Below are 20,955 nucleotides of genomic sequence, written 5' to 3' on the forward strand. Positions count from 1 at the left end.
GTGAGCAGCAGGTCGGCGATGACGCGTTGCATCCGGTCGGCGTTGCGGTGGACGGCGTCGAGGAGCTCGGCGCCGGTGTACTGGGCCGTGCGGAAGAAGCCGGCCGCCGTGCAAAGTGTTCAGGCGCTGTCGCCGTCGGCGGAGCCGGCGGTGAAGGCGGCGGTGCCGTTGGGGGTGCCGAGGCCGGTGGGGCCGTTGTAGCCGGGGCCCCCGGTGCACAGGTAGGACGGGGTGCAGGTGCCGTTGGCGCCGCTGGTCACGTTGTTGAGCGCCGAGGGGTGGGCGTAGGGGTACGAGGCCGGGTACGTGCCCGCGGCCGGGGTGCCGGCCAGCGCGTACACGGAGGCGATGATCGGCGACGAGGCGCTGGTGCCGCCGTAGACGTTCCAGCCGCTCGCCTGGTAGCTGTCGTAGACCGCGACGCCCGTGGCGGGGTCGGCGACGGCCGCGACGTCGGCGACGCTGCGCTTGCTGCAGCCGGTGTCCTGCTGCCAGGACGGCTTGGGGTCGTACGCGGAGCAGCCGGAGCCCGCGCCCTGGCCGCCGAAGCTGGAGCCCCACACCGACTCGGACCAGCCGCGGCTGCTGCTGTCGCGGGTGAGCGAGGTGCCGCCCACGGCCGTCACGTACTGGGAGGCCGCCGGGTACTCCACGCCGTAGCCGCTGTCGCCGGAGCTCACGGTGATGGCGACGCCGGGGTGGTTGAAGTAGGAGGCGTCGGAGGCGGGGTCGGTCGCGTCCTCGTTGCCGCCGTAGCTGTTGGAGACGTACTTGGCGCCCATGGTGACGGCGCGGTTCACCGCTGCGCCGAGGTCGTCCATGGTGGCACTGTTCGCCTCGACGAGCAGGATGTGGCACTGCGGGCAGGCCGCGCTGACCATGTCGACGTCGAGGGAGATCTCGCCGGCCCAGCCGGAGTCGGCCGTCGGGTAGGCGGTGCCGCCGTTCTGGTCCGCCTTCTGGAAGCAGCCGTTGGCGGTGCTGCACTCGGGCAGGCCGTACTGGGCGCGGTAAGTGGCCAGGTCCTGCTCGGCGTTGGGGTCGTCGTACGCGTCGACGATGGCCACGGTGGCGCCGGAGCCCGCGCCGGAGGGCAGGTTGTAGGCGCTCTGCAGGTCGGCCGGGCCGTAGCCGGAGGGGGCGTCGTCGACGGTGATGCCGAGGTGCTGCTCGACGTCCGTGCGGACCAGGCCCAGGCAGTGCATCTGCCCCGGGCGGGTGCTTTCGGAGCAGAGCTGCCGCACATGGGCGCCGTCGGAGGTGTGGGGGGAGACGGCGGCGGACGACGCGGGGGCGGCGGCTATCAGACCGCCGCTGACCAGGGCCGCAAGGGAGAACAGGGCGGCGACGGCGCGGCCGGTGGGCCGTCTGGAGCCGGGGGACGAGGGACTCGTCGGGTGCATGGATGAGCCTCCATGGGGGGTGTCCGCCTGCGCTGCAGGCGAGCCGATGGGTGTTGGGGGCATGACAATCACGCCCTCCGAAAAGTGCCACCCCGGTGAGTGGTGGCACTGTCCCGAAAGTAGCGACGCCCCCTCCGGTCGACAACAGCCTTACGGCAAAGGCTTGTTATGGGTGTCGCACCGGCCGGTTCCGGGTGATCGCCGCTGGATAGCTTGGTCGTCATGGAGGTGGTCGTCATGGAGCCGGAGCAGGAAACCGTCGCCGGCCTCGTGGCGCTCGGGCTGTCGCGCTACGAGGCGCGCGTCTACCAGGCCCTGGTCAGACGCGAGGCGTTCACGGCCGCCCAGGTGGCCCGCGAGGCCGGGGTGCCCCGTCAGCGGATCTACGACGTCCTGGACGCGCTCGCCCGCAGCGGCCTGGCCACGGCCCACGGCGGGCGGGTCGCCACCTGGTCCGCCGTCGCCCCCGAGCTGGCCCTCACCCGGCTGATGGCCCGCCGCAGGGAGACGCTCGAAGAGCTGGAGCGGGTCTCGGCCGGACTCGCGGCGGCTCTGCTGCCGCTGTGGACCGACGGCCGCACGCACACCGACCCGCTGGACTACATCGAGGTGCTCCGCGACCCCGGCGCCATCGCCGACCGGTTCGCCGACATCCAGACCCAGGCCGCCGGCGAGCTCCTCACCTTCTGCCGGCCCCCCTTCGTCGCCCCCACCCGCAACACCGCCGGCATCAAGGCGGCCCGCCGCATCAGCCGCGAGGGCGGCACGGTCCGCGCCGTCTACACCCGGGACGCGCTCGACGACCCGGAGCTGAAGGAGAGCGTCCTGCGCTTCGGCCAGGCGGGGGAGGAGGCCCGCTTCGCCGCGGAGCTGCCGCTGAAGCTCGTCGTCGCCGACGCCTCGCTCGTCCTGTGCGACATGCCCGATCCGGTGGCCGGCACCGGATCCACCACCGCCCTCTACATCGAGCACCCGGCCCTGGCATCCTGTCTCCGCCTCGCTTTTCAGACGGTTTGGGACCGCGCTGAGCCGAACGCGTGACATAGGTCGCATAACCCGTTCACCGTGATCGCGGACGGAAGATTAGACTCGACGGGATCATTAGTCAGCGTCGACCGACACTCAAGGAGGCACGGGTGGCCCTGCTGACCCGCATCGGGGGACCGCGCGACCTGGACCGGCTCGGCCCGGAGCAGCTCGGCCGGCTGGCCTCGGAGATCCGGTCCTTCCTCGTCGACGCGGTCGCGAAGACCGGCGGCCACCTGGGACCCAACCTCGGAGTGGTGGAGCTCACCATCGCTCTGCACCGGGTGTTCGACTCCCCGAAGGACAAGATCCTCTTCGACACCGGCCACCAGGCCTACGTCCACAAGCTGCTCACCGGCCGCCAGGACTTCTCCCGGCTGCGCGCCAAGGACGGCCTGTCCGGCTACCCCTCCCGCGCCGAGTCCGAGCACGACGTCATCGAGAACAGCCACGCCTCGACCGTCCTGGGCTGGGCCGACGGTCTGGCCAAGGCCAACGAGGTGCGGGGCCGCAAGGACCACGTCGTCGCCGTCATCGGTGACGGCGCGCTGACCGGCGGCATGGCCTGGGAGGCGCTGAACAACATCGCCGCCGCCAAGGACCGCCCGCTCGTCATCGTCGTCAACGACAACGAGCGCTCGTACGCGCCCACCATCGGCGGCCTGGCCAACCACCTCGCCACCCTGCGCACCACCGACGGCTACGAGCGCTTCCTGGCCCGCGGCAAGGACCTGCTGGAGCGCACCCCCGTCCTCGGCAAGCCCCTCTACGAGACGCTGCACGGCGCCAAGAAGGGCCTCAAGGACTTCATCGCCCCGCAGGGCATGTTCGAGGACCTCGGCCTGAAGTACGTCGGCCCCATCGACGGCCACGACATGGAGGCCCTGGAGTCCGCCCTGCAGCGCGCCAAGCGCTTCAACGGCCCCGTCCTCGTCCACTGCCTCACCGAGAAGGGCCGCGGCTACAAGCCCGCCGAGCAGCACGAGGGCGACCGCTTCCACGGCATCGGCGTCATCCACCCCGACACCGGCCTCCCGGTCTCCTCCGGCGGCACCAGCTGGACCTCGGTCTTCGGCGAGGAGATGGTCAAGCTCGGCCGCGAGCGCGACGACATCGTGGCGATCACCGCCGCCATGATGCAGCCCGTCGGCCTGCAGCCCTTCGCCAAGGCCTTCCCCGACCGCGTCTACGACGTGGGCATCGCCGAGCAGCACGCGGCCGTCTCCGCGGCCGGCCTGGCCACGGGCGGCCTGCACCCGGTCTTCGCGGTCTACGCGACCTTCCTCAACCGCGCCTTCGACCAGGTCCTGATGGACGTCGCCCTGCACAGGTGCGGCGTGACGTTCGTCCTGGACCGGGCCGGCGTCACCGGTGACGACGGCGCCTCCCACAACGGCATGTGGGACATGTCGATCCTCCAGGTCGTCCCCGGCCTGCGGATCGCGGCCCCGCGCGACGCCGACCAGGTGCGCGCCCAGCTGCGCGAGGCAGTCGAGGTCAAGGACGCCCCCACCGTCGTGCGCTACTCCAAGGGCACCGTCGGCCCGGCCGTCGAGGCCGTCGGCCGCATCGGCGGCATGGACGTGCTCCGCCGCCCGGCCGAGGACGCCGCCCGGCCGGACGTGCTCCTCGTCTCCGTCGGCGCGCTCGCCCCGATGTGCCTGGAGATCGCCGGCCTGCTCGACAAGCAGGGCATCTCCTCGACCGTCGTCGACCCCCGCTGGGTCAAGCCGGTCGACGAGGCCCTGCCCGGGCTCGCGGCGGAGCACCGCGTCGTCGTCACCGTCGAGGACAACGGCCGCGTCGGCGGCGTCGGTTCGGCGATCGCCCAGGCCCTGCGCGACGCGGGCGTCGACCTCCCGCTGCGCGACTTCGGCATCCCCGCCCGCTTCCTCGACCACGCCTCCCGCAAGGAGATCATGGCCGAGATCGGCCTCACGGCGCCGGACATCGCCCGGCAGGTGACGGGTCTGGTGGCCAAGCTGGACGGGCGTCTGGACGAGGCCACGGCCTCCGACGCGGCGGAGCCGGCGCGCGACTGATCGCGCCAGGGGCCCCGCCCCGGATCCTCTTGTCACGCCGGACGGGCCGAAATCAGCCCGTCCGGCGTTTCACATACCCCTCCATCGGGTGAAACCCGCGCGGGGGTGGCTGTGGTCACCCCCGAACGGGTCGCATCATCGCGGAGACTCGCGACGGTGGAGGTGAGGGCATGGCCCGTGGTACGAGCAGCATGTTCCGGACCAAGACGGTCGAGCAGTCCATTCAGGACACCGAGGAACCGGAGCACGCACTCAAGAAGTCCCTCTCCGCCCTGGACCTCACGGTGTTCGGCGTCGGTGTCGTCATCGGCACCGGCATCTTCGTGCTCACCGGCAAGGTCGCCAAGCAGAACGCCGGGCCCGCCGTGGCCCTGGCGTTCGTGCTCGCCGGCATCGTGTGCGGGCTCGCGGCCCTGTGCTACGCCGAGTTCGCCTCCACCGTCCCGGTCGCGGGCTCCGCGTACACCTTCTCGTACGCCACGCTCGGCGAACTGCCCGCCTGGATCATCGGCTGGGACCTGATCCTGGAGCTGGCGCTCGGGTGCGCCGTGGTCGCCGTCGGCTGGTCCGGCTACGTCCGCTCGCTGCTGGACAACGCCGGCTGGCACCTGCCCGCCGAGCTCAGCGGCCCGCACGGCGGCACGTTCGGCTTCGACATCCTCGCCTGCGCCCTGGTCCTGCTGCTGACGGTCATCCTGGTCGCCGGGATGAAGCTCTCCTCGCGGGTGACCGCGGTGGTGGTCGCGGTGAAGGTCACCGTCGTCCTCATCGTCATCGTCGTGGGCGCCTTCCTGATCAACGGCGACAACTACAGCCCGTTCATCCCGCCCGCCGAGAGCACCTCCGGCGGCAGCGGGCTCGCCGCACCGCTCTCGCAGCTGATGTTCGGCTTCACCCCCTCGAACTTCGGCGTCATGGGCATCTTCTCGGCCGCCGCCGTCGTCTTCTTCGCCTTCATCGGCTTCGACATCGTCGCCACCGCCGCCGAGGAGACCCGCAACCCCCAGCACGACGTCCCCCGCGGCATCCTCGGCTCGCTCGCCATCTGCACCGCGCTCTACGTGGGCGTCTCCGTCGTCGTCACCGGCATGGAGAAGTACAGCCGGCTCTCCACGGAGGCGCCGCTCGCCGACGCGTTCAAGAGCCAGGGGCACCCCTTCTGGGCCGGGCTGATCAGCTTCGGCGCCGCGGTCGGCCTGACCACCGTCTGCATGATCCTGCTGCTCGGCCAGAGCCGGGTGTTCTTCGCCATGAGCCGCGACGGGCTGCTGCCGCGGTTCTTCTCGACCGTCCACCCCCGCTTCGGCACCCCCTACCGCTCGACGGTCCTGCTGGGCGTGGTGGTCGCGGTGGTGGCGGGCTTCACCTCGATCGACGTCCTGGCCGAACTGGTCAACATCGGCACGCTGTTCGCCTTCGTCGTCGTCGCGCTCGGCGTGATCATCCTGCGCCGTATGCGGCCCGACCTGCCACGCGCCTTCCGCACCCCGTTCGTCCCGGCCGTGCCGGTGCTGTCGGTGCTGGCGTCGGTGTGGCTGATGCTCAACCTGCCCGCGGAGACGTGGCTGCGGTTCGCGGCGTGGATGGTGCTGGGCGTGGCGGTGTACTTCGCGTACGGGCGCCGGCACAGCCGGGTGGGCGGAGCCCGGTAGGGGGCCCTCAGCCCCGTACCGTGCGAGGCCCCACGACCTCTGCACCCAGCGCCCGCACCCGGTCACGCAGCTCCCGGTCCGCGGTGACGACGATGCACCGCCGGCCGGGGGCGCGGGCGGCCACGAGCTCCACGATGCACTCGTCGCCGCTGCCCGCAGCGGCGACGACCTGTACCCCCGGCACCGGGGCGACGCCCCGGGCCGCTCCCTCCACCACGAGCACGATCTCCAGCGGCCCGGCCGACAGCCCGTCCGCCGCGCCCGCCGCGAGGCGGTCACGCAGCCGTCCGGCGGCGCCCGCGCGGTCGCGCCACCAGCCGTCGGGCACGGACCCGACGACATTCGCCGCATCCACGACAAGAAGTGCTGTGTGCTCGTCCACGGGCTGATCCTTCACGCCGGACAGCGTCGCACGCCCGGCGGCCCGCCGGGCGTGCAATGTTAGGGTCGGGCGTCGGCAGAGCCGGCGAACTCCCCGACGAGAGAGGCTGACAGCGAGTCATGGCAGTGCGGACGGCCGCCCCCACCACCGGCTGGTTGCTGCGGGGCAAGGACGGCCGGCTGACGGCCTACGCCCCGGCCCAGGACGGCCTCACGCGCTGGACCGAGACCCGCCCCGGCGGCCCCGGCTGGACCGGCCCCCAGCACCTGGCGATGCCCGGCCTGGAGCCGCACCTGTCCATAGCGCAGACCCCCGAGGGGTACGTGTACCTGGCCGGCCTGCGCCGCCGGGCGCACGAGGACGGCCGGGCCGAGACGGACGTCGTCTACGCCACCCAGTTCCAGTCGGGCCGCGCTGTCACCAACTGGCGCACCATCGGCACCCCCTACGGCCGGGACTGGGAGCGCGCCGACCAGATCGGCGCCCCGACGGCGGTCGTGGACTCCGAGGGCCTCTTCATCGTCCTGCGCAACGCCGGAAACGGGCTGAGTGCGCGCAAGCAGGACGCCAAGGGCGTTTGGGGGCCGTGGCTGGACCTCGGGGGCAGCCGGGTGCTCGACTCGGTGTCCGCCGCGGCGACCGCCGACGGCCGGGCGGAGCTGCTCGCCCCCGCGAGCGAGGTCGCCCTGCGCTGGCGCCAGGAGGAGCCCGGCGGCGAGTTCGTCAAGGCCCTCAACACCCCCGCGAAGCCGCTGCCCGGCTCGCAGGCGTCCGTGCCCCTCGGCGACGGCCGCATCGCGCACTTCTGGCGGGACGCCACGGACTCCGCCCTGTTCGCCCAGCGCCCCGAGGCCGGCCCGCAGGGCGCCGAGGCCCCCGCCCCGGCCCCCCTCGCCTCGCCGGACCCGGGCGGCTCGGGCCCGGTCGCCGCGCTGCGTGCGACGGTCGACGGGCGATCCTGCACGGTGCTGGCCCAGCGGGACGCTTCGCAGCGGGTGGGTGTGGCCGTGGTGCCGGACGACCAGGACGATCCCGCCCTGGTCTCGTGGGCGGAGGTGGGCACGGAGCCGTGCGCCGGTGCGCCGGCGCTTGCGCTCGACGGGGACGACCGCGTCGTGCTGGCCTTCGTCGGCGAGGACGGCGGGCTGCGGGTCGCCCGCCAGCGGGCCGCCGGCGCGGAGCTCGGGTTCGGGGAGTGGGAGCGGGCCTAGGCGCCCGTTCGGGCCGTGGGGACCAGCGTGAACGAGGCGCGGTAGAGCGCGTGGTCGGACTCGTCGAACTTCTCGACGACCGCACCGGGTTCGGTGAAGTGCCTGCGGTCCGCGAAGACATAGTCGATCTTCTGTCCCCCGGGGACCGTGCCCCGGTCCTCCTCGTCGGCCTCGACGAACCGTCCCGGCGGTTCCGCCGCGTCGCGGAGCACATGTGCGTGGCCGTAGAGGTCGGCCATGGCAGGGGAGTCCGGCCGTAGGTTCATGTCGCCCGCGATGACGACCGCTATGTCCGGTGGGAAGAGCGACGGGTCCTCGACCCAATCCCGGATTTCGCGCATCTGCTCGGGCGCCTTCCCGTTGGCGTGTGCCGTGCAGGCCTTGAGCGGCCGCCCGGCGAACCAGGTGTTGGCGCACAGCAGGCCCCGCTCGACCTTCACCGAGCGGCCGCCGTTGGTGTAGGTCTCGTCGGCGGTGTTCCGGAAGGCGTGGTACTCCTGCACGTCGTCCGCAACGTCCTGTCGGCTGAGCACGGCGGATCCGTAGCGCTGATCCGTCCCGCAGTTGACGACATTGTTCTGCGACGAGGCGTAGGTGCCGTCCATGACGTAGCCGGCTGCTCTCAGCCGTCTCATGAGGGCCGTGTACTGCGAGTGGCAGATCTCGTTGAGGGAGATGACGTCCGGGGTGTGGGCGACGGCTTCCCCGACCACCCGGGCGATGGAACTGCCCGGCCCATAGGCGCCCTTGTTCCCCTCCTTGCCCGAACACAGGTGGGCTGCGCCGCAGATGTTGTAGTGCATCACCTTGATCCGGGGCGAAGTGTTCCTCGCCTGCGGGGCCGCGTCCGGCACGAGCGCGCCGAGGCAGACGGTCAAGGCGGCGAGAGCCGCTCTACGCAGGGATGTTGTGCGGACCGCCCGGCGGGCCTCGGGCGACATGTCTAGATCACCCGGCCCGGCCCCATCGGGCTGCCGACCGCCGGTGAGAGCTGTCGCCGGACGTGCAGCCGGCCGTCCGTGCCGACGGCGGCTGCGACGATCCGGCCCGAGGCGTCGAAGGCCAGGGACGGGGCGTGGGTGAACATCTCACCCGTCTCGCGCCAACGGGGGCCCGGGACGTCCTTGTCACGGTCGGGAAGGGACAGCGCCAGGCGGCCGCGTGCGCTGCGGTGCGCCAGGTGGGCTTCCCGGGCGCCGCGTTGAGGGGCCCAGATCGCGGCGACCGGCCCGGTGCCGCCGTGGCCGCCGAGGCCGGCGCCCGCGCCGGGCCAGCGGCCGTCGTCGTGCTGCCGGTAGGCCATGACCTGCTGGGTGTCCGCCTCGCGGTAGTACAGGCAGGTGCGCCCGCCGCCCGAGTCGACCGCCGTGATGCCACCCGTCGCGACCTTGCCGGTGCGCAGCGAGTCGTCCTGCAGGAAGGGGCCCGAGAGTTCGGTCTGGTGCCAGCGGTGGACGGACTTCTTGCCGGGGACGTACAGCTCGACGGTGCCCCTGTCGGTGGTGTGGGCGACGCTCCCGTCCTGGACGAAGCTGCCGCCGAGGTCCTCCCACGGTCCCCATCCGCCGCCGTCGGTCTGCCGACGCATGCTGATGCCCTGGCCGAAGTTGCGCAGGAAGACGTGCAGTCGACCGGTGCCGTCCGCGGCCACTGCGGGCACACCCGCCTCGCGTCCCGCGCGGGGATCGTCGTGATGCAGGTCGGGGTTCTCCAACGACTGCCATCCCGCGAAGCCCTTGCCGTCGGGGTCCTGCACGGTGTGCACCAGATCCACGACGACGGCCCCCTGGGCGGTGGTCTGCCGGTGCAGGGCCACCAGGTGCGCGGGTGCGCCCGGTGCCCCCGCGACCCTGACGGCCGGGCAGAGCCAGCCGTCGCCGAGGAGGAACGGGCCCTTCCACTCGCCGGTGGCAGGGCCGGTCTCCGACCAGAAGGCCAGCCGTCCGCCCAGGACCGCGTAGGCGTTGAGCCGCCCGCCGGGTCCCATGCGCAGCCAGTCGGTGCCCGGCGTGTAGCGGAGGGCCGTGCTCATCATGTGGGTGCTGCGGTACGGATCGGTGCCCAACTGCCGGTCGCCGCAGTGCTCGCAGATGCCCTGCGGGCAGTCGGTGGCGTCGAGGCCCGCGTACGTCGCGAGATACTCGGCCTTTTCGGCGGTGGCCGCGGAGTCCAGGTTGTGGGGCCAGAACCTGTTGGCATAGGCGCGGTAGTGCTCGACGACCGGTGCCCGGGCCGTGCTCTCCCGGTAGCGGGCCAGTGCGGCCAGGGCGAACTCCGCGGTGACCGTGTGGTCCTGGTGGTCGGAGACCACGAACCCGGGCTTGCCGCCATCGTGTTCGGGGTCGGGGTCCATGGTGCGGACGACGGTGGGCCGGGCGTCGGCGAGCAGGGCGGCGAGCGCGCTGATCAGCTGCTCGCGCGAGACGCTCTGGGCGGTACGGACGGTGGAGCCGGGCAGGACCAGCGTGGGATGGGTGGCCGTGGTGCCCTCCCACAGGTCGCGCAGCCGGGTGCGCTCGCCGTGGGGTGTGGGTGCCCACATGCACAGGTTCAGGAAGAACAACCGGACGTTCTCCTGCGCCGCCAGGGTGAAGTGCTCCACCGTGAAGCCGGGCACGGGCTCCACGGCGGACCGGTGCCAGAGGGCGGAGCGGTCGCCGGTGGCCATCCGGGCGTAGGCGGAGCGCAGTCCGCAGCCGCGGGCACTGCTGTACCCGGGGCGGTCCGGCGGCATCGTCGTCCGCTTCGGGTCGCCGGTGTCGGCGTTGATCCCGTCGCCCTCGCCCGCGGTGACCACGATCGTGGTGACGCGGTCCCCGTCCTGGAGCGAGCGCACCAGGTCGGGGTTCATGAAGTAGAGGTCGTCGTCGTGGTGGGCGATCACATGGACGACGGAGCCGGGTTCGGTCCTCATTGGTCCTCGGTCTTCTGTGAAGGGGCGTGCGGACGGCTCACCGGTCCACCACATTCATCGCCATCGCGCCCGACGCCGAGCAGTACGCCCGCACCCGCACCGGGCGCCCCGGGTACGCGGACACGAAGCGCAGGTCCTCCTCCGGAGCCACCGGGACGGCCGGGTACGCGTAGGCGCCCTTCACGTCCAGGAAGTCCTCCAGGAGGTGGCAGATGCGCACCTTGCGGCGGTCGGCCGGGTCGGGCTGGAGCCACCAGTCCCAGTCCTCCCAGCGCTCCAGACGGGCGTCCACGACCTGCCGCACCGGGACCTGCGCCCGGAAGACGCGGCTGTCGAAGACGCGGACCGGTACGGCGACGTCCGCGGCGTGCCGGCCGCGGCGGCTCAGGACGAAGCGGGCGCCGGGGGCCAGCGGCCGGTCGCCGCAGAGGACGCCGGAGAGGGTGATGGAGTCGTGTCCGACGTCGACCTCCGTGACCTCCGCATGCAGGGTGCGGTGGACGGTACGCAGCATGAGGCGGCCGTTGGGCTGTGCGTAGGGGAGGTTCCACAGGACGGCGGAGGCGTCGGGTGCGGAGAGGAGACGGTCGCGGACATCGATCAGGGCGGACGTGTCGCGGATGCCGGCCTTCATGTGGACGGCCTCGGAGTTGGCGGACTCCATCATCACCCGCCAGCGGCCGTCGCCGAGTTGCTCGAGCGCCGAGGGCGTGACGGCCGCCGAGTAGTGGGTGGCTCCGGACGGCAGGGCCTTGCGGACGGTGCGCAGGGGCAGGTCGGGCAGCCGCTCGCCCCCGGAGGGACTGTGCCGCAGCACGAAGCGGCGCCGGTGCTTGCCGTCGGCCGGGCCCTCGGCGGAGAACCTGAGCCAGCCCGAAGGGTCGGCAGCGGTGTGCACGACGGTCCGGTGGACGGATACGGGAGCGGTGCCCCGGCCTGCGCCGCGCGACCGCGGCTTCCCGGACGGGCCGCGGTACTTGCGGTCGTGGGCGGCACGCCGTTCGGCGGCGTCCTCGAAGAGCGCGATGTAGCGCCGGGCCACCGCTCCGGGGTCGTAGCGCTCCGAGTTGCGCAGGGCCGCCTCGCCCATGCGGATCCGCAGTGCGTCGTCGCCCATCAGCCGGCGCAGGCCCGCTGCGACGGCGTCGGTGTCGCCATTGGGCACGAGGAGGCCGTCCTCGCCGTGGCGCAGGATTTCCCGCGGTCCGACCGGGCAGTCCGTGGCCACGACGGGCAGGCCGCAGCGCATGGCCTCGACGAGCGTCATGCCGAAGGACTCGGCGCTGGAGGTGACGGCGGCGATGGAGCCCTTGGCCCACTCCGACTCGATCGGTGCGAAACCTCCCATGAGCAACGCACGTCCGCCGAGCCCGAGTTCGGTGACGAGGCCGCGCAGCTTCGCGGCCTCCCCGCCGTCGCCGTAGATGCGCAGCCGCCAGTCGGGGAACTCGTCGGCGACCTGTCCGAAGGCGCGGATGAGCAGGTCGTAACGCTTGACGTGGTGCATCCGGCCGGCGCTGACGATCACCTTGTGGGTGCAGTCGGAGGGCTGGACGACCGGCTGCGGAACGCTGTTGGGGATGCCGGTCACCGGCAGCCCGTCGATCGGCGTGTTCTCCCGGAAGGAACGGGCGTCGGCCTCGGTGACGGTCGTGACCGCGTCGAGCCGGGGGTAGACCCGGGTCATCTCCGCCCGGACGGCAGGTGGGATCGCCAGGTGCGTCATGTGCTCCTGGGCGATCCGCAGGGCCGAGTCCCGGGTGAAGCGGGCCACGAAGAGGTTCAGGCTCGGACGGGTGCCGATGACGACGTCCGCGTCGGTCCTGCGCAGGTGGCCGATGATGCGCTCGTCACTCAGCCTGCTGTACTGCGCGAAGAACTCCTCCTGCCGCGGCACCACGTCGCTGGGCTCGTCCAGCCCGTCCGTGCCGCGGTCGGCACCTGCCCGGCCGGGGCGCAGGTCCACCAGGGCGCGCACGGCCACCAGCGGGGATATCTCGAACTTCGGTGCGCCGGTCCGGCGGAACACCGAGACGATCTCGACGTCGTGCTCGTGCGAGAGTGCCTCGGCGAGGTTGATCACCGTGCGGTTGGTGCCGCCGATGCCGTAGATGTTGTTGATCAGGAACGAGATCTTCACCGGGCCACTTCCCCTTCCTGAGAACGTCCCTGGGAACGGCCCGTTCGCTCGAACGGGCCGGGTATCGGGTAGTAGGCGTCGAGGAAGCGCCGGACCATCCGGGTCTGCCGCTCGGTGTCCACGCCGTCGGAAACGGTGTCGTTGATGCAGAACGCCTGGCGGTCGCGGCCGGCGAGCAGAATGCCGAGGCGGCGTTCGATCTCCGGTTTCGCCAGGTCCAGATAAGCGAATTCGATCTGCGAGGGAACGGCCCGCCCGGTGAAATACGCGTAATAGTGGTACAGGGACGACGGGATGGAGATGTCGGTCGGACTGCGGAACCTGCTGAACGAAGTCCTGCGGTGCGCCTCCGCGAACTCCTGCTCGATCTCGAACAGCACACTGCGGCGCATCGCATAGGGCGCGTGCCGCAACTTCTGCACGATCATCGAGTCGAAGTTCTCCGAGATGATCCGGCGGTTGTTCTTGCCCGCGGCGTCCACCGGCCGGTCCCCCAGGGTGAGTTCCCACTGGGGGACCTGGGAGGGGGACAGGAAGACCCGGGTCATTCCGTTGGACAGGAAGAAGTCCTGGGGCGTGACCGGACGTCCGAGGAACATGTCGTCGTTGAAGTACAGGAAGTGCTCGGCCAGTCCGTCGATGTGGTGCAGCCGGCTCTCGATGGCGTGCGAGTTGAACGTGGGCAGCGCGCGGGGATCGTCGAAGATCTCTGTGTGATCGACCACCGTGATCCGCGGGTGCCGGTCGTCCAGCCAGGCCGGCCGCTGCCGGTCGGTCACCAGGAAGACACGGCGCACCCAGGGGGCGTGCTGCTCCAACGCCCGTAGCGAGTAGCGGAGTTCGTCCCGGCTGATGTAGCGGGACGGGTTCGCCGACTCGGCGTGGTAGCCGTCCTCGCCGTGCTCCCGGCGGCGCCGCTGCCACTGCGGGTCGTTGCCGTCGACCCAGGTGTAGACGACGTCGACGGGGAAGCGGACATCCTCAGGAAGCGTGGCTGCGCAGGGAGCGATGGTGCGGACGAGCCGGGTGCGTCTGGTGTGCCGGGCCGTGAAGCCCGTCATCCGGTGCAGGGGCACCGTCACCCGGGGGGCGTCGGCCGCCACGTCATCGGTGACCCGGTTCGGGCGCGGGGCCACGAGACGGCCGCCCTCGGCGCGCCAGAACTCGACGTCGCAGCCGTACTCCAGGCCCAGCACCAGCGAACCGCCCGGGTCGCGCCACAGCATGCCGACGCGGACGACGGACGCCCGGGTGCAGATCCGCCTGCCCCGCCGCGACCCGCTCAGAGCCGGCTGCACGGACGCCTGGGCGCGGTCGCCCGGGGTCACGTACACCGGCATGTCCCGCACTGCTTCGGCCAGTACCAGGCACACCCGCTCGCGGTCGGCGGCGGACACGGCCACGGTGGCGCGGAACTCCGACGTGCCGCGCACCGCGAAGTGGTCGACGCCCGCCCGGTCCAGAGCGGAGACGACGAATTCGAGGTTGGCCTCGCGCAGGCCGAGCGGGGATGCCGTCGGCCGCACCAGGGCGATCAGCATCCCCCGCCCGACGAGCGCGGCGAGCCGCTCACCGCTCGCGAAGAGGTGCGGCCAGCGGCGCCGCGCGAACAGGGCGCGCAACGCCCGTAGCAGACCGGTGCCCGCTTGGGCCCTCCGGAGCAGCCGTTTGGCCGTCATACGCAGGCCCATCGGCACCCGGCGCGCAATGCGGCGCCGCAGCGCGGCGGGCAGCAGGGTGCGGTAGAGGCCGACCGCGGACGAGGCCTCGGGGTTGTGTGCGGTCACTGCGGGCCGTCCCCCTCCGTGCCGTGCTCGTACGGGCTCGGCACGGGGAAGTAGCGGGGCAGGAAGTCCAGGACGGCCTTGGTGCCGCCGTTCTCCCACGCCTGTCCGGCGCCCAGGCCGAGGAAGTGGAACTGCTGCGCGTCCCGGCGCACCAGCAACCGTTCCAGCCATTGCCCGACGCCGGGCAGGGCCGCGTGCAGCGCGAAGGTTGCCTCTCCCGATGGTTCCGCCCGCCCGCCGCAGTGGGCGGTGTGGTGGACGAGCCCGTCCAGCGGATGGGTACCCGTCAACTCGGGCAGGTACTGGCCCTGGAGCAGGTATCCGCTCAAGTCGTAGGCGCGGGTGAGCGACTGCAGCGCGGCCCGCGTGTACGGCTGGGGGCCGTCGGCGAAGCCGTGGGCCACGGCGCGTCCGGAGAGGGAGTACGCGAGCCCGGTCCACGGCGCGGCGGAGTCCCGGGCGGTCAGCGGCCGGCGTCGTGGGCGGGTGCTGCCGAGCGGGGTGAAGAAGTCGAACGGCCGGACCGGCCGGGCCAGCGCGGCACCGGGCCGGAAGAGCAGGAACCGGTCGGCCAGATCGGGAAGTTCGTGCAGCCGCAGCTCCGCATCCGGCCCGGCGACCGTCGTGCTGATGCGGTCCTCGATGCGCACCCACGCCGGGATGGGGGCCTGCGCGACGAGGTGCACCACGTCGATCCAGGGCGCGTACTGGTGCAGCGAGCGCAGCGTCGCGCGCAGCAGCTCCTCGGCCCAGGGCTCGTCGTGCTGCCACAGCACCACGGCGTCCACGGGGAAGAGGACTTCCTCCAGGCGCGGGACGTCGAAGTCGGCGTGAATGACGGTGGATTCCCCGTCCGTCCCGATATCGGCGTACCCGGTCAGCCTGTCGAGGGAGACCTCCACCGGGTCGATCTCCAGCGGCACCACGCGCTGCACGCGGTTGGGCCGCGGGCCGACCAGACGGGGTCCGGAGAGGGCCTTGTCGACGGTCCAGAACTCGATCTCGACGCCTTGGTCCTCTCCGAACCACAGGGACTCGGTCGGGTCGGTCCGCAGCCACGTCACGCGGATCACTCGCGTCTTGCCGTAATGCTTCCACGCCTTGACGTGCGAGCCCGGAGTCCGAGCGGTGGACGCGTTCGCCGGGGACACCGACACGACGTACCCGGTGTGCTCCTCCAGCAGGGCACGCAGTACCCGACGCACGGCGGGCTTGTGCTCCCGGGGCACCGCCACGGCCAGTCGGCGGTCGTCGAGGGCGGGCACCGCGAACCAGGGGATCCCGGCGGCGTCCAGTGCGGTGGTGACCAGCTCATGGTCCAGCCTGCGCGCCACGTCGGCCGTCAGGCCGCGGTGGACGTGTCCCACCCGGCCGTCGGCGGCGGCCGTCCGGCGCTCCGGCAGGGGGCCGGGACCGGCCTCGCGGACCTGCTTCAGGGCGCGTCGATGCTTGCGCGACTCCCGCTCGGCGAGCGTGCGCGCCAGCTTGCGCTGGACCCCGCGGCGTACCCGGGGCGGCACCCGGTGGGCGGCCGCGGAACGCACGGGCAGCGGGACGTACTTGCGGTAGACGTGTGCGGCGGAGCTCATCGACGCCTTGTCGGTCATGCCGGTGCTCCGTCCGCGTACTCGTAGGGGCTGGGGGTGGGGAAGTAGGCGTTGAGGAAGCCGTCGAGGAGTTCCTGTTGGGCCTCCAGGTCCTCCGGTGTGGAGAAGGCGTCGTTGAGGCAGAAGGTGTCCTGGTCGCGCCCGTCGAGCAGCCGCTGGAGGCGGTCGGCCAGGTCCGGCACGGCCAGCTGGAGGTAGGTGAAGGGCATGGAGCCCGGCAGCGCGCGGCCGGTGAGGGCCGCGTAGTAGAGCGCGAACGACGAGGTGGGCGACAGGTCGGTCATCGCGCGGAAGCGGCTGGCCGACGTGCGTGCCCAGGCCTCGGGGAAGTCCGCCTCCGCCTCCTCCATGGCGCTGCGGCGCAGGGCGTAGGGGATGTGCTCCATAGGCTGGGTGATCACCCGGCCGAAGCGCTCGCGCAGCAGAGCGCGGTTGTTCTTGCAGGCGGCGTCGACCGGGCTGTCCGTCTCCACCACCGGCCCCTGGGGGATGCGGTTGCGGGAGGGGAAGTAGCGGGCCGTCCCGGTGGGGGTGAAGAAGGACTGGGGAGCCACGGGGCGGCCGATGAACATGTCGTCGTTGAAGTAGAGGAAGTGCTCGGCCAGTCCGTCGATGTGGTGGAGCTGGCTCTCGATGGAGTGCGAGTTGAACGTGGGCAGGTCGGCCGGGTTGCGGAAGATCTCACGGTGGCCGACGACCCGGATGCCGGGGACGTCCCGGCGCATCCACACCGGCACCTGGTCGTCGGTGACGACGTAGATGTTGCGGATCCAGGGCGCGAACAGGTGCAGGGAACGGATGGAGTAGCGCAGTTCGTCGCGGCTGATGAACCGTGCGTCGCTGGCCGATTCGGCGTGGTACACCTCGCCCTTGGCGGCGGCCTTGCGCTCCTTCCACGCCGGGTCGTCGCCGTCGACCCAGGTGTAGACGGCGTCCACGGGGAAGTCGATGTCCTCGGCCGTGAGCACCAGGAATTCGGGCCGCGTCATCAGGGCGGGGGCCTCGTGGGCCGGGGTGCTGTGCGAGACGAACCGGCTGAACAGTGGTGCTGCCCCCGGGACGTTGCTGCCGTGGGCCGAGACCGACCAGGTCACACGGTTGGCCCGGGGAGCGGTGAGCCGGTCGCCCTGGGCACCCCAGAACTCGATGGCACAGCCGTACTCGTGGCCCATGACCAGGTGCCCGCCGGGGTCGGTCCGGTACCAGCTCAGCTGGATGGCCGGCGCGGTCCGCACGTCGCGCCACGCCTTGGGATCCCGGCTGGACAGGGGGCGGGCCGCCCGGACCGGGCTCTCCTCCAGCACCGAGATGTGGCCCGGGTACTGCGACAGGTAGCGGAACATCCCGCCGAGCACGCGCTCGCGTTCGTGCTCCGGCACACCGATCACCGTGCCGTGGTCGGAGGTGCCGCGCACCGCGAAGTGCGGTACGCCGAGGTGGCCGAGCACGCCGGCCACGGCGGCCCGGTTGGCCTCGCGCGCGGCCAGCGGGGTCGCCGGGCGGTGGACGTATGCCTCGTCCTGGGCATCGCCGACGCGGATCCTCGTCGGCGGTGCAGCGGCATGCGCATCGGCGGCGGCGTGGTGACCGTCGTCCGCACCCGCCCGTGTCACATAGCCAGGCATGGTGGTCATGTTGTGCCTCCCTGCGGCACGATACGTAGTGAAAATCAACTGAGTTCGACTCAATAAGATGATTTTTCGGACCTGTTGCGGGCCGTGCTGCGCCCTGGGACTTGCACCGCAAGCCCCGGCCGGACGCAGCCCCCACCGAGTCGGATCCCCCCGCTTGATTCAGACGGTCGTCCATTCGCCGAGCAAAAAGGTTTGTCCGTCCGGGACTTGCCGTGCCACCTGCAAGCGGCCGTCGAGTCCCAGTGAGGCCACCACGAGCCGGCCGTGGGCGTCGGCCGCGGCGGCGGGCTCACGCACCCCCTGCCCGCCGGTGCGCTGCCACCACAGGCCGGGTGACTCGTAGCCGGTCGGGAAGGCGCCGACCGCCGTGTCCCCCTCGGCGGAGCGCTGGAGCAGAACGGTGCAGTCGTAACCGCCGATCACCGTGCGGACGGCCGTGACGCCGTGGCCGCCCGCCCCGCCGAGCGAGCCGGCGGCGCCGTCGGTCCGGACGGCGCCGAGCACGCCGTCGTGTGCGGCACAGCCGTAGACGGTGGTCCCTCCCGGCCCCGTCCGCAGTGCGGCGAGCGCCGAGCCGGGTTCGGCCGACAGGGGCAGCGGTCGCGGTACCTGCTGCAACGTGCCGCCTTCCGGGCCGTGTTGCCAGTGCAGCACTCCGGCGGGGGACGCACCGAACAGCTCGGGGCGGCCGTCGTCGTCGAGCACCGCAGCCAGTCCGTCCCGGACGCCGGACCCCTGGATGTCCCGCCACGGGCCCCAGACGCCGTTCGGCTGCTGACTGCGCGCGCTCACGCCCCGCCCGAAGTTGCGGGCGAAGACGTGGGCGCAGCCGTCCTGGTCCACCACGACGGCCGGCACACCGGCCTCGCGTCCCTTGACGGGGTGCGTGCCGTTGGGGTTGCCGAGGGAGCGCCAGGCCCCGGTCGGACGGCCCGTCTGGTACTGCACGGTGTGCATCACCTCGACCGGGCCCCGGCCGGAGTCCCCCGGGGTGCGCCGGAGCGACACCAAGTGGACCCAGCCCTCCGGGCTTTGGGCCACGGAGAGTACCGGCAGCAGCGGGGGAGAGGGGATCGTCGTGCGGTTGCTCCACTCCGGCCCGCCCGGGGAGGTCTCGGTCCAGCGGACGAGTCCGCCGCCGACCGCGGCGTACGCGGTCAGCCGGCCGTCCCTGCCATGCGTCAGCCACACGCGGCGACCCGGGTACCGGACGACGGCGGCGCGGCGCGCGGTGTGCTCCTCGCAACTCTCCGCGGCCCGGAAGCACTCTATGACCGGGGCTTCGCCCGTGCCGCGGGCCGTGTGCCGGTGCACAGCCTCGAGGACGGCCCGGGCCACGGCGCCGTGCTCGGGGTGATCGGCGTACCGGGCGCCTGTCTCGTCGCTCCAGCCGGTGTGCTCGGGGTCGGGGTCGAGGGTGAGGACGGTGCCGGGCCCAAAGCGCTCCAGCAGGTGCCCGGTGCACTCCGTCAGATCGACGGGCTGCGGCCCCGCTTCGAGGAAGCAGACCCGGACGTGCGGGGCGGTGGCGAAGGTGTGCAACCGCAGGACGGAGCCGCCGGGGAGCTCCTCGGCGTGCTCGTTCCAGGACCCGTCGTCGCCCAGTGCACCGAGCAGGGCCCGGCGGCCTTGCGTCTCGCCGGGCGTCAGGCAGGCCACGACCACTGGGCGCCCGTGTTCCTGGAGGCTGCGCCGCAGTTCGGGGCCGGTGACCGTCAAGGCGTCGCACGGGTGGGCGACCACGTGGAGAACGGCCGGGAGTGCGCCGGAGGACCGGGTGTGCGGAATCCGGCCCGCGGTCTCCCCGGTGCCGGCGCTGCGCCGCTCCCGTCGCGTCGCGCGCCGCTCATCTTTCGCGCTGGCGCGTCCCATCGGTACTCCCAGTCCCCCGTGTCATATGACCCTCACATTACACTCACTTTGCCCTCACATTAGTGCGGGTGTTCAAGGGGATTTTCATGGTATGGGCGATGAGAGGATCCGCTGTGTGCGGAATCCTTTGATCCATTTCAAGGGACACGCAACTGATGACCGATCTCACAGCCGGTTCACCGCAGAGGGGTGGAGCGGGCCGGAGAAAAAGAGCCCGTGCGGGTCGGAAGGGTCGACGTAATCGGAGTCAGCGCATCCGCAGGATCCTGCTCTGGGCATTCTTGGCGGTGATTCTGGTCACCGGTGCCGGTGGTTGGTGGATCTACCATCGATTCGAATCCAACCTGCGCAGTGTCGATCTGGAGGAAGCGCTGGGCAAGGACCGTCCGCAGAAGGTGTCGAGCGGTGCGGTGGATATCCTGGTGCTCGGCTCGGATTCGCGGTCGGGGGCCAATGCAGGACTCGCGGGCGGGGACACGGGCGGAACGGCGCGGTCCGACACGGCCATGGTGCTGCACGTCCCCGGGGACCGTACCCGGGCCACCGCGGTGAGCATCCCGCGCGACACTCTGGTCACGCGGCCCGAGTGCCGGAGGTCCGACGGCTCGACGCTGCAGTCCGCGCAGCGCGTGATGTTCAACTCCGTCTACACGGAGGCCGGTCCGGCCTGTGTGGTCAAGACTGTGGAGCAGATGTCGGGCGTGCGGCTGGACCACTACATCGAGCTGGACTTCGCGGGGTTCGAGGGACTGGTGGACGCGCTGGGCGGAGTGACGGTCACCATCGACCGGGCCATCGACGACACGTCGAGCGGGCTGCACCTCCCGGCGGGGGAGCACCGGCTGGACGGCGCACGGGCGCTGGCATTCGTCCGGACCCGGCACGGCATCGGCGACGGCAGCGACCTGGGGCGCATCGGGCTCCAGCAGCAGTTCCTGATCGCCGTGCTGGCGGAGGTCAAGCGGCAGGACGCGCTCGGCAGTCCGGCCAAGCTGTACCGGCTGGCCGACGCCGCCACCAAGTCCCTGACCACGGACACCGGTCTGGCGTCGCTCTCCGCGCTTTCGGACTTCGCCCGCAGTATGAAGCGCGTCGACCCGGGCCGGATGGCGACCGTGATGCTCCCCGTGGTGCCGGACCGAGCGGACCCCAACCGGGTCGTCGCCGACGAGCCCGCGGCGGGAAAGCTGTGGTCCGCCGTACGGGACGACAAGGGCATATCGGCTGCATCGCCACCAAAAGGTGCGATTGGTAAAAGCGCTGAAGGCTCCATAAAGTAATGGTC

14 protein-coding genes are annotated in these 20,955 nt (G+C 72.0%); 5 read left to right on the plus strand and 9 right to left on the minus strand.

What is annotated here, in order from left to right:
- Window positions 1-119: 119 nt before the first annotated feature.
- The gene (locus tag ACWD4B_RS20355) at window positions 120-1,403 is read right to left on the minus strand and encodes a S53 family peptidase (RefSeq protein ID WP_451422048.1); all 1,284 of its coding nucleotides are present in this window, start codon (window positions 1,401-1,403) and stop codon (window positions 120-122) included.
- 222 nt (window positions 1,404-1,625) lie between these two features.
- Here ACWD4B_RS20355 and ACWD4B_RS20360 point away from each other — a divergent pair, with 222 nt between their 5' ends.
- The 3 genes from ACWD4B_RS20360 to ACWD4B_RS20370 all read left to right on the plus strand — a co-directional run bounded on the left by ACWD4B_RS20360 (window position 1,626) and on the right by ACWD4B_RS20370 (window position 6,123).
- On the plus strand, window positions 1,626-2,444 hold the full coding sequence (locus ACWD4B_RS20360) for a TrmB family transcriptional regulator (protein WP_451422049.1): 819 nt from the start codon (window positions 1,626-1,628) through the stop codon (window positions 2,442-2,444).
- A 95-nt stretch (window positions 2,445-2,539) separates the two neighbouring features.
- Window positions 2,540-4,471 (plus strand): 1-deoxy-D-xylulose-5-phosphate synthase, encoded by a 1,932-nt coding sequence (dxs, locus tag ACWD4B_RS20365; RefSeq protein WP_451422050.1) that lies wholly within the window; start codon window positions 2,540-2,542, stop codon window positions 4,469-4,471.
- 170 nt (window positions 4,472-4,641) lie between these two features.
- On the plus strand, window positions 4,642-6,123 hold the full coding sequence (locus ACWD4B_RS20370) for an amino acid permease (protein ID WP_451422051.1): 1,482 nt from the start codon (window positions 4,642-4,644) through the stop codon (window positions 6,121-6,123).
- A 7-nt stretch (window positions 6,124-6,130) separates the two neighbouring features.
- Here ACWD4B_RS20370 and ACWD4B_RS20375 read toward each other — a convergent pair whose 3' ends face one another.
- A complete protein-coding gene (locus tag ACWD4B_RS20375) occupies window positions 6,131-6,505 on the minus strand; it encodes an NTP pyrophosphohydrolase (RefSeq protein ID WP_451422052.1) in 375 nt (124 codons plus the stop codon).
- 119 nt (window positions 6,506-6,624) lie between these two features.
- Between ACWD4B_RS20375 and ACWD4B_RS20380 the strand changes: the two genes are divergently transcribed.
- Window positions 6,625-7,716 (plus strand): hypothetical protein, encoded by a 1,092-nt coding sequence (locus tag ACWD4B_RS20380; RefSeq protein ID WP_451422053.1) that lies wholly within the window; start codon window positions 6,625-6,627, stop codon window positions 7,714-7,716.
- Here the strand turns inward: ACWD4B_RS20380 and ACWD4B_RS20385 are convergent.
- From ACWD4B_RS20385 to ACWD4B_RS20415, 7 genes are all read right to left on the minus strand, one after another.
- Window positions 7,713-8,594 (minus strand): endonuclease/exonuclease/phosphatase family protein, encoded by an 882-nt coding sequence (locus tag ACWD4B_RS20385; protein WP_451422054.1) that lies wholly within the window; start codon window positions 8,592-8,594, stop codon window positions 7,713-7,715. The genes ACWD4B_RS20380 and ACWD4B_RS20385 overlap by 4 nt on opposite strands.
- A gap of 65 nt (window positions 8,595-8,659) precedes the next feature.
- A complete protein-coding gene (locus ACWD4B_RS20390; protein ID WP_451422055.1) occupies window positions 8,660-10,630 on the minus strand; it encodes a hypothetical protein in 1,971 nt (656 codons plus the stop codon).
- A gap of 37 nt (window positions 10,631-10,667) precedes the next feature.
- Entirely contained in the window at window positions 10,668-12,770 is a 2,103-nt protein-coding gene (locus tag ACWD4B_RS20395) for a glycosyltransferase family 4 protein (protein ID WP_451422056.1), read from the minus strand.
- Entirely contained in the window at window positions 12,767-14,557 is a 1,791-nt protein-coding gene (locus tag ACWD4B_RS20400; RefSeq protein WP_451422057.1) for a stealth conserved region 3 domain-containing protein, read from the minus strand. Before ACWD4B_RS20400 ends, ACWD4B_RS20395 begins: the two co-directional genes overlap by 4 nt.
- Window positions 14,554-16,164, minus strand: coding sequence for a sugar phosphotransferase (locus ACWD4B_RS20405; RefSeq protein ID WP_451422058.1), 1,611 nt, complete (start codon window positions 16,162-16,164; stop codon window positions 14,554-14,556). Before ACWD4B_RS20405 ends, ACWD4B_RS20400 begins: the two co-directional genes overlap by 4 nt.
- Complete coding sequence (locus ACWD4B_RS20410; RefSeq protein WP_451422059.1) at window positions 16,161-17,798, minus strand: stealth family protein; 1,638 nt, start codon at window positions 17,796-17,798, stop codon at window positions 16,161-16,163. Before ACWD4B_RS20410 ends, ACWD4B_RS20405 begins: the two co-directional genes overlap by 4 nt.
- A gap of 159 nt (window positions 17,799-17,957) precedes the next feature.
- Window positions 17,958-19,670, minus strand: a complete 1,713-nt coding sequence (locus ACWD4B_RS20415; protein ID WP_451422060.1) for a hypothetical protein — start codon at window positions 19,668-19,670, stop codon at window positions 17,958-17,960.
- A gap of 155 nt (window positions 19,671-19,825) precedes the next feature.
- Here ACWD4B_RS20415 and ACWD4B_RS20420 point away from each other — a divergent pair, with 155 nt between their 5' ends.
- Window positions 19,826-20,950, plus strand: a complete 1,125-nt coding sequence (locus ACWD4B_RS20420) for an LCP family protein (RefSeq protein WP_451422061.1) — start codon at window positions 19,826-19,828, stop codon at window positions 20,948-20,950.
- Window positions 20,951-20,955 lie beyond the last annotated feature (5 nt).

It is taken from the genome of Streptomyces sp. NPDC002536 (assembly GCF_053594995.1).

Excerpts from the sequence above, each read along its gene's own strand:
- ACWD4B_RS20355 (WP_451422048.1), bottom strand. The coding sequence starts at position 1,403 with ATGCACCCGACGAGTCCCTCGTCCCCCGGCTCCAGACGGCCCACCGGC.
- ACWD4B_RS20360 (WP_451422049.1), top strand. The coding sequence starts at position 1,626 with ATGGAGGTGGTCGTCATGGAGCCGGAGCAGGAAACCGTCGCCGGCCTC.
- ACWD4B_RS20370 (WP_451422051.1), top strand. The coding sequence starts at position 4,642 with ATGGCCCGTGGTACGAGCAGCATGTTCCGGACCAAGACGGTCGAGCAG.
- ACWD4B_RS20380 (WP_451422053.1), top strand. The coding sequence starts at position 6,625 with ATGGCAGTGCGGACGGCCGCCCCCACCACCGGCTGGTTGCTGCGGGGC.
- ACWD4B_RS20390 (WP_451422055.1), bottom strand. The coding sequence starts at position 10,630 with ATGAGGACCGAACCCGGCTCCGTCGTCCATGTGATCGCCCACCACGAC.
- ACWD4B_RS20405 (WP_451422058.1), bottom strand. The coding sequence starts at position 16,164 with ATGACCGACAAGGCGTCGATGAGCTCCGCCGCACACGTCTACCGCAAG.
- ACWD4B_RS20410 (WP_451422059.1), bottom strand. The coding sequence starts at position 17,798 with ATGACCACCATGCCTGGCTATGTGACACGGGCGGGTGCGGACGACGGT.
- ACWD4B_RS20415 (WP_451422060.1), bottom strand. The coding sequence starts at position 19,670 with ATGGGACGCGCCAGCGCGAAAGATGAGCGGCGCGCGACGCGACGGGAG.
- ACWD4B_RS20420 (WP_451422061.1), top strand. The coding sequence starts at position 19,826 with ATGACCGATCTCACAGCCGGTTCACCGCAGAGGGGTGGAGCGGGCCGG.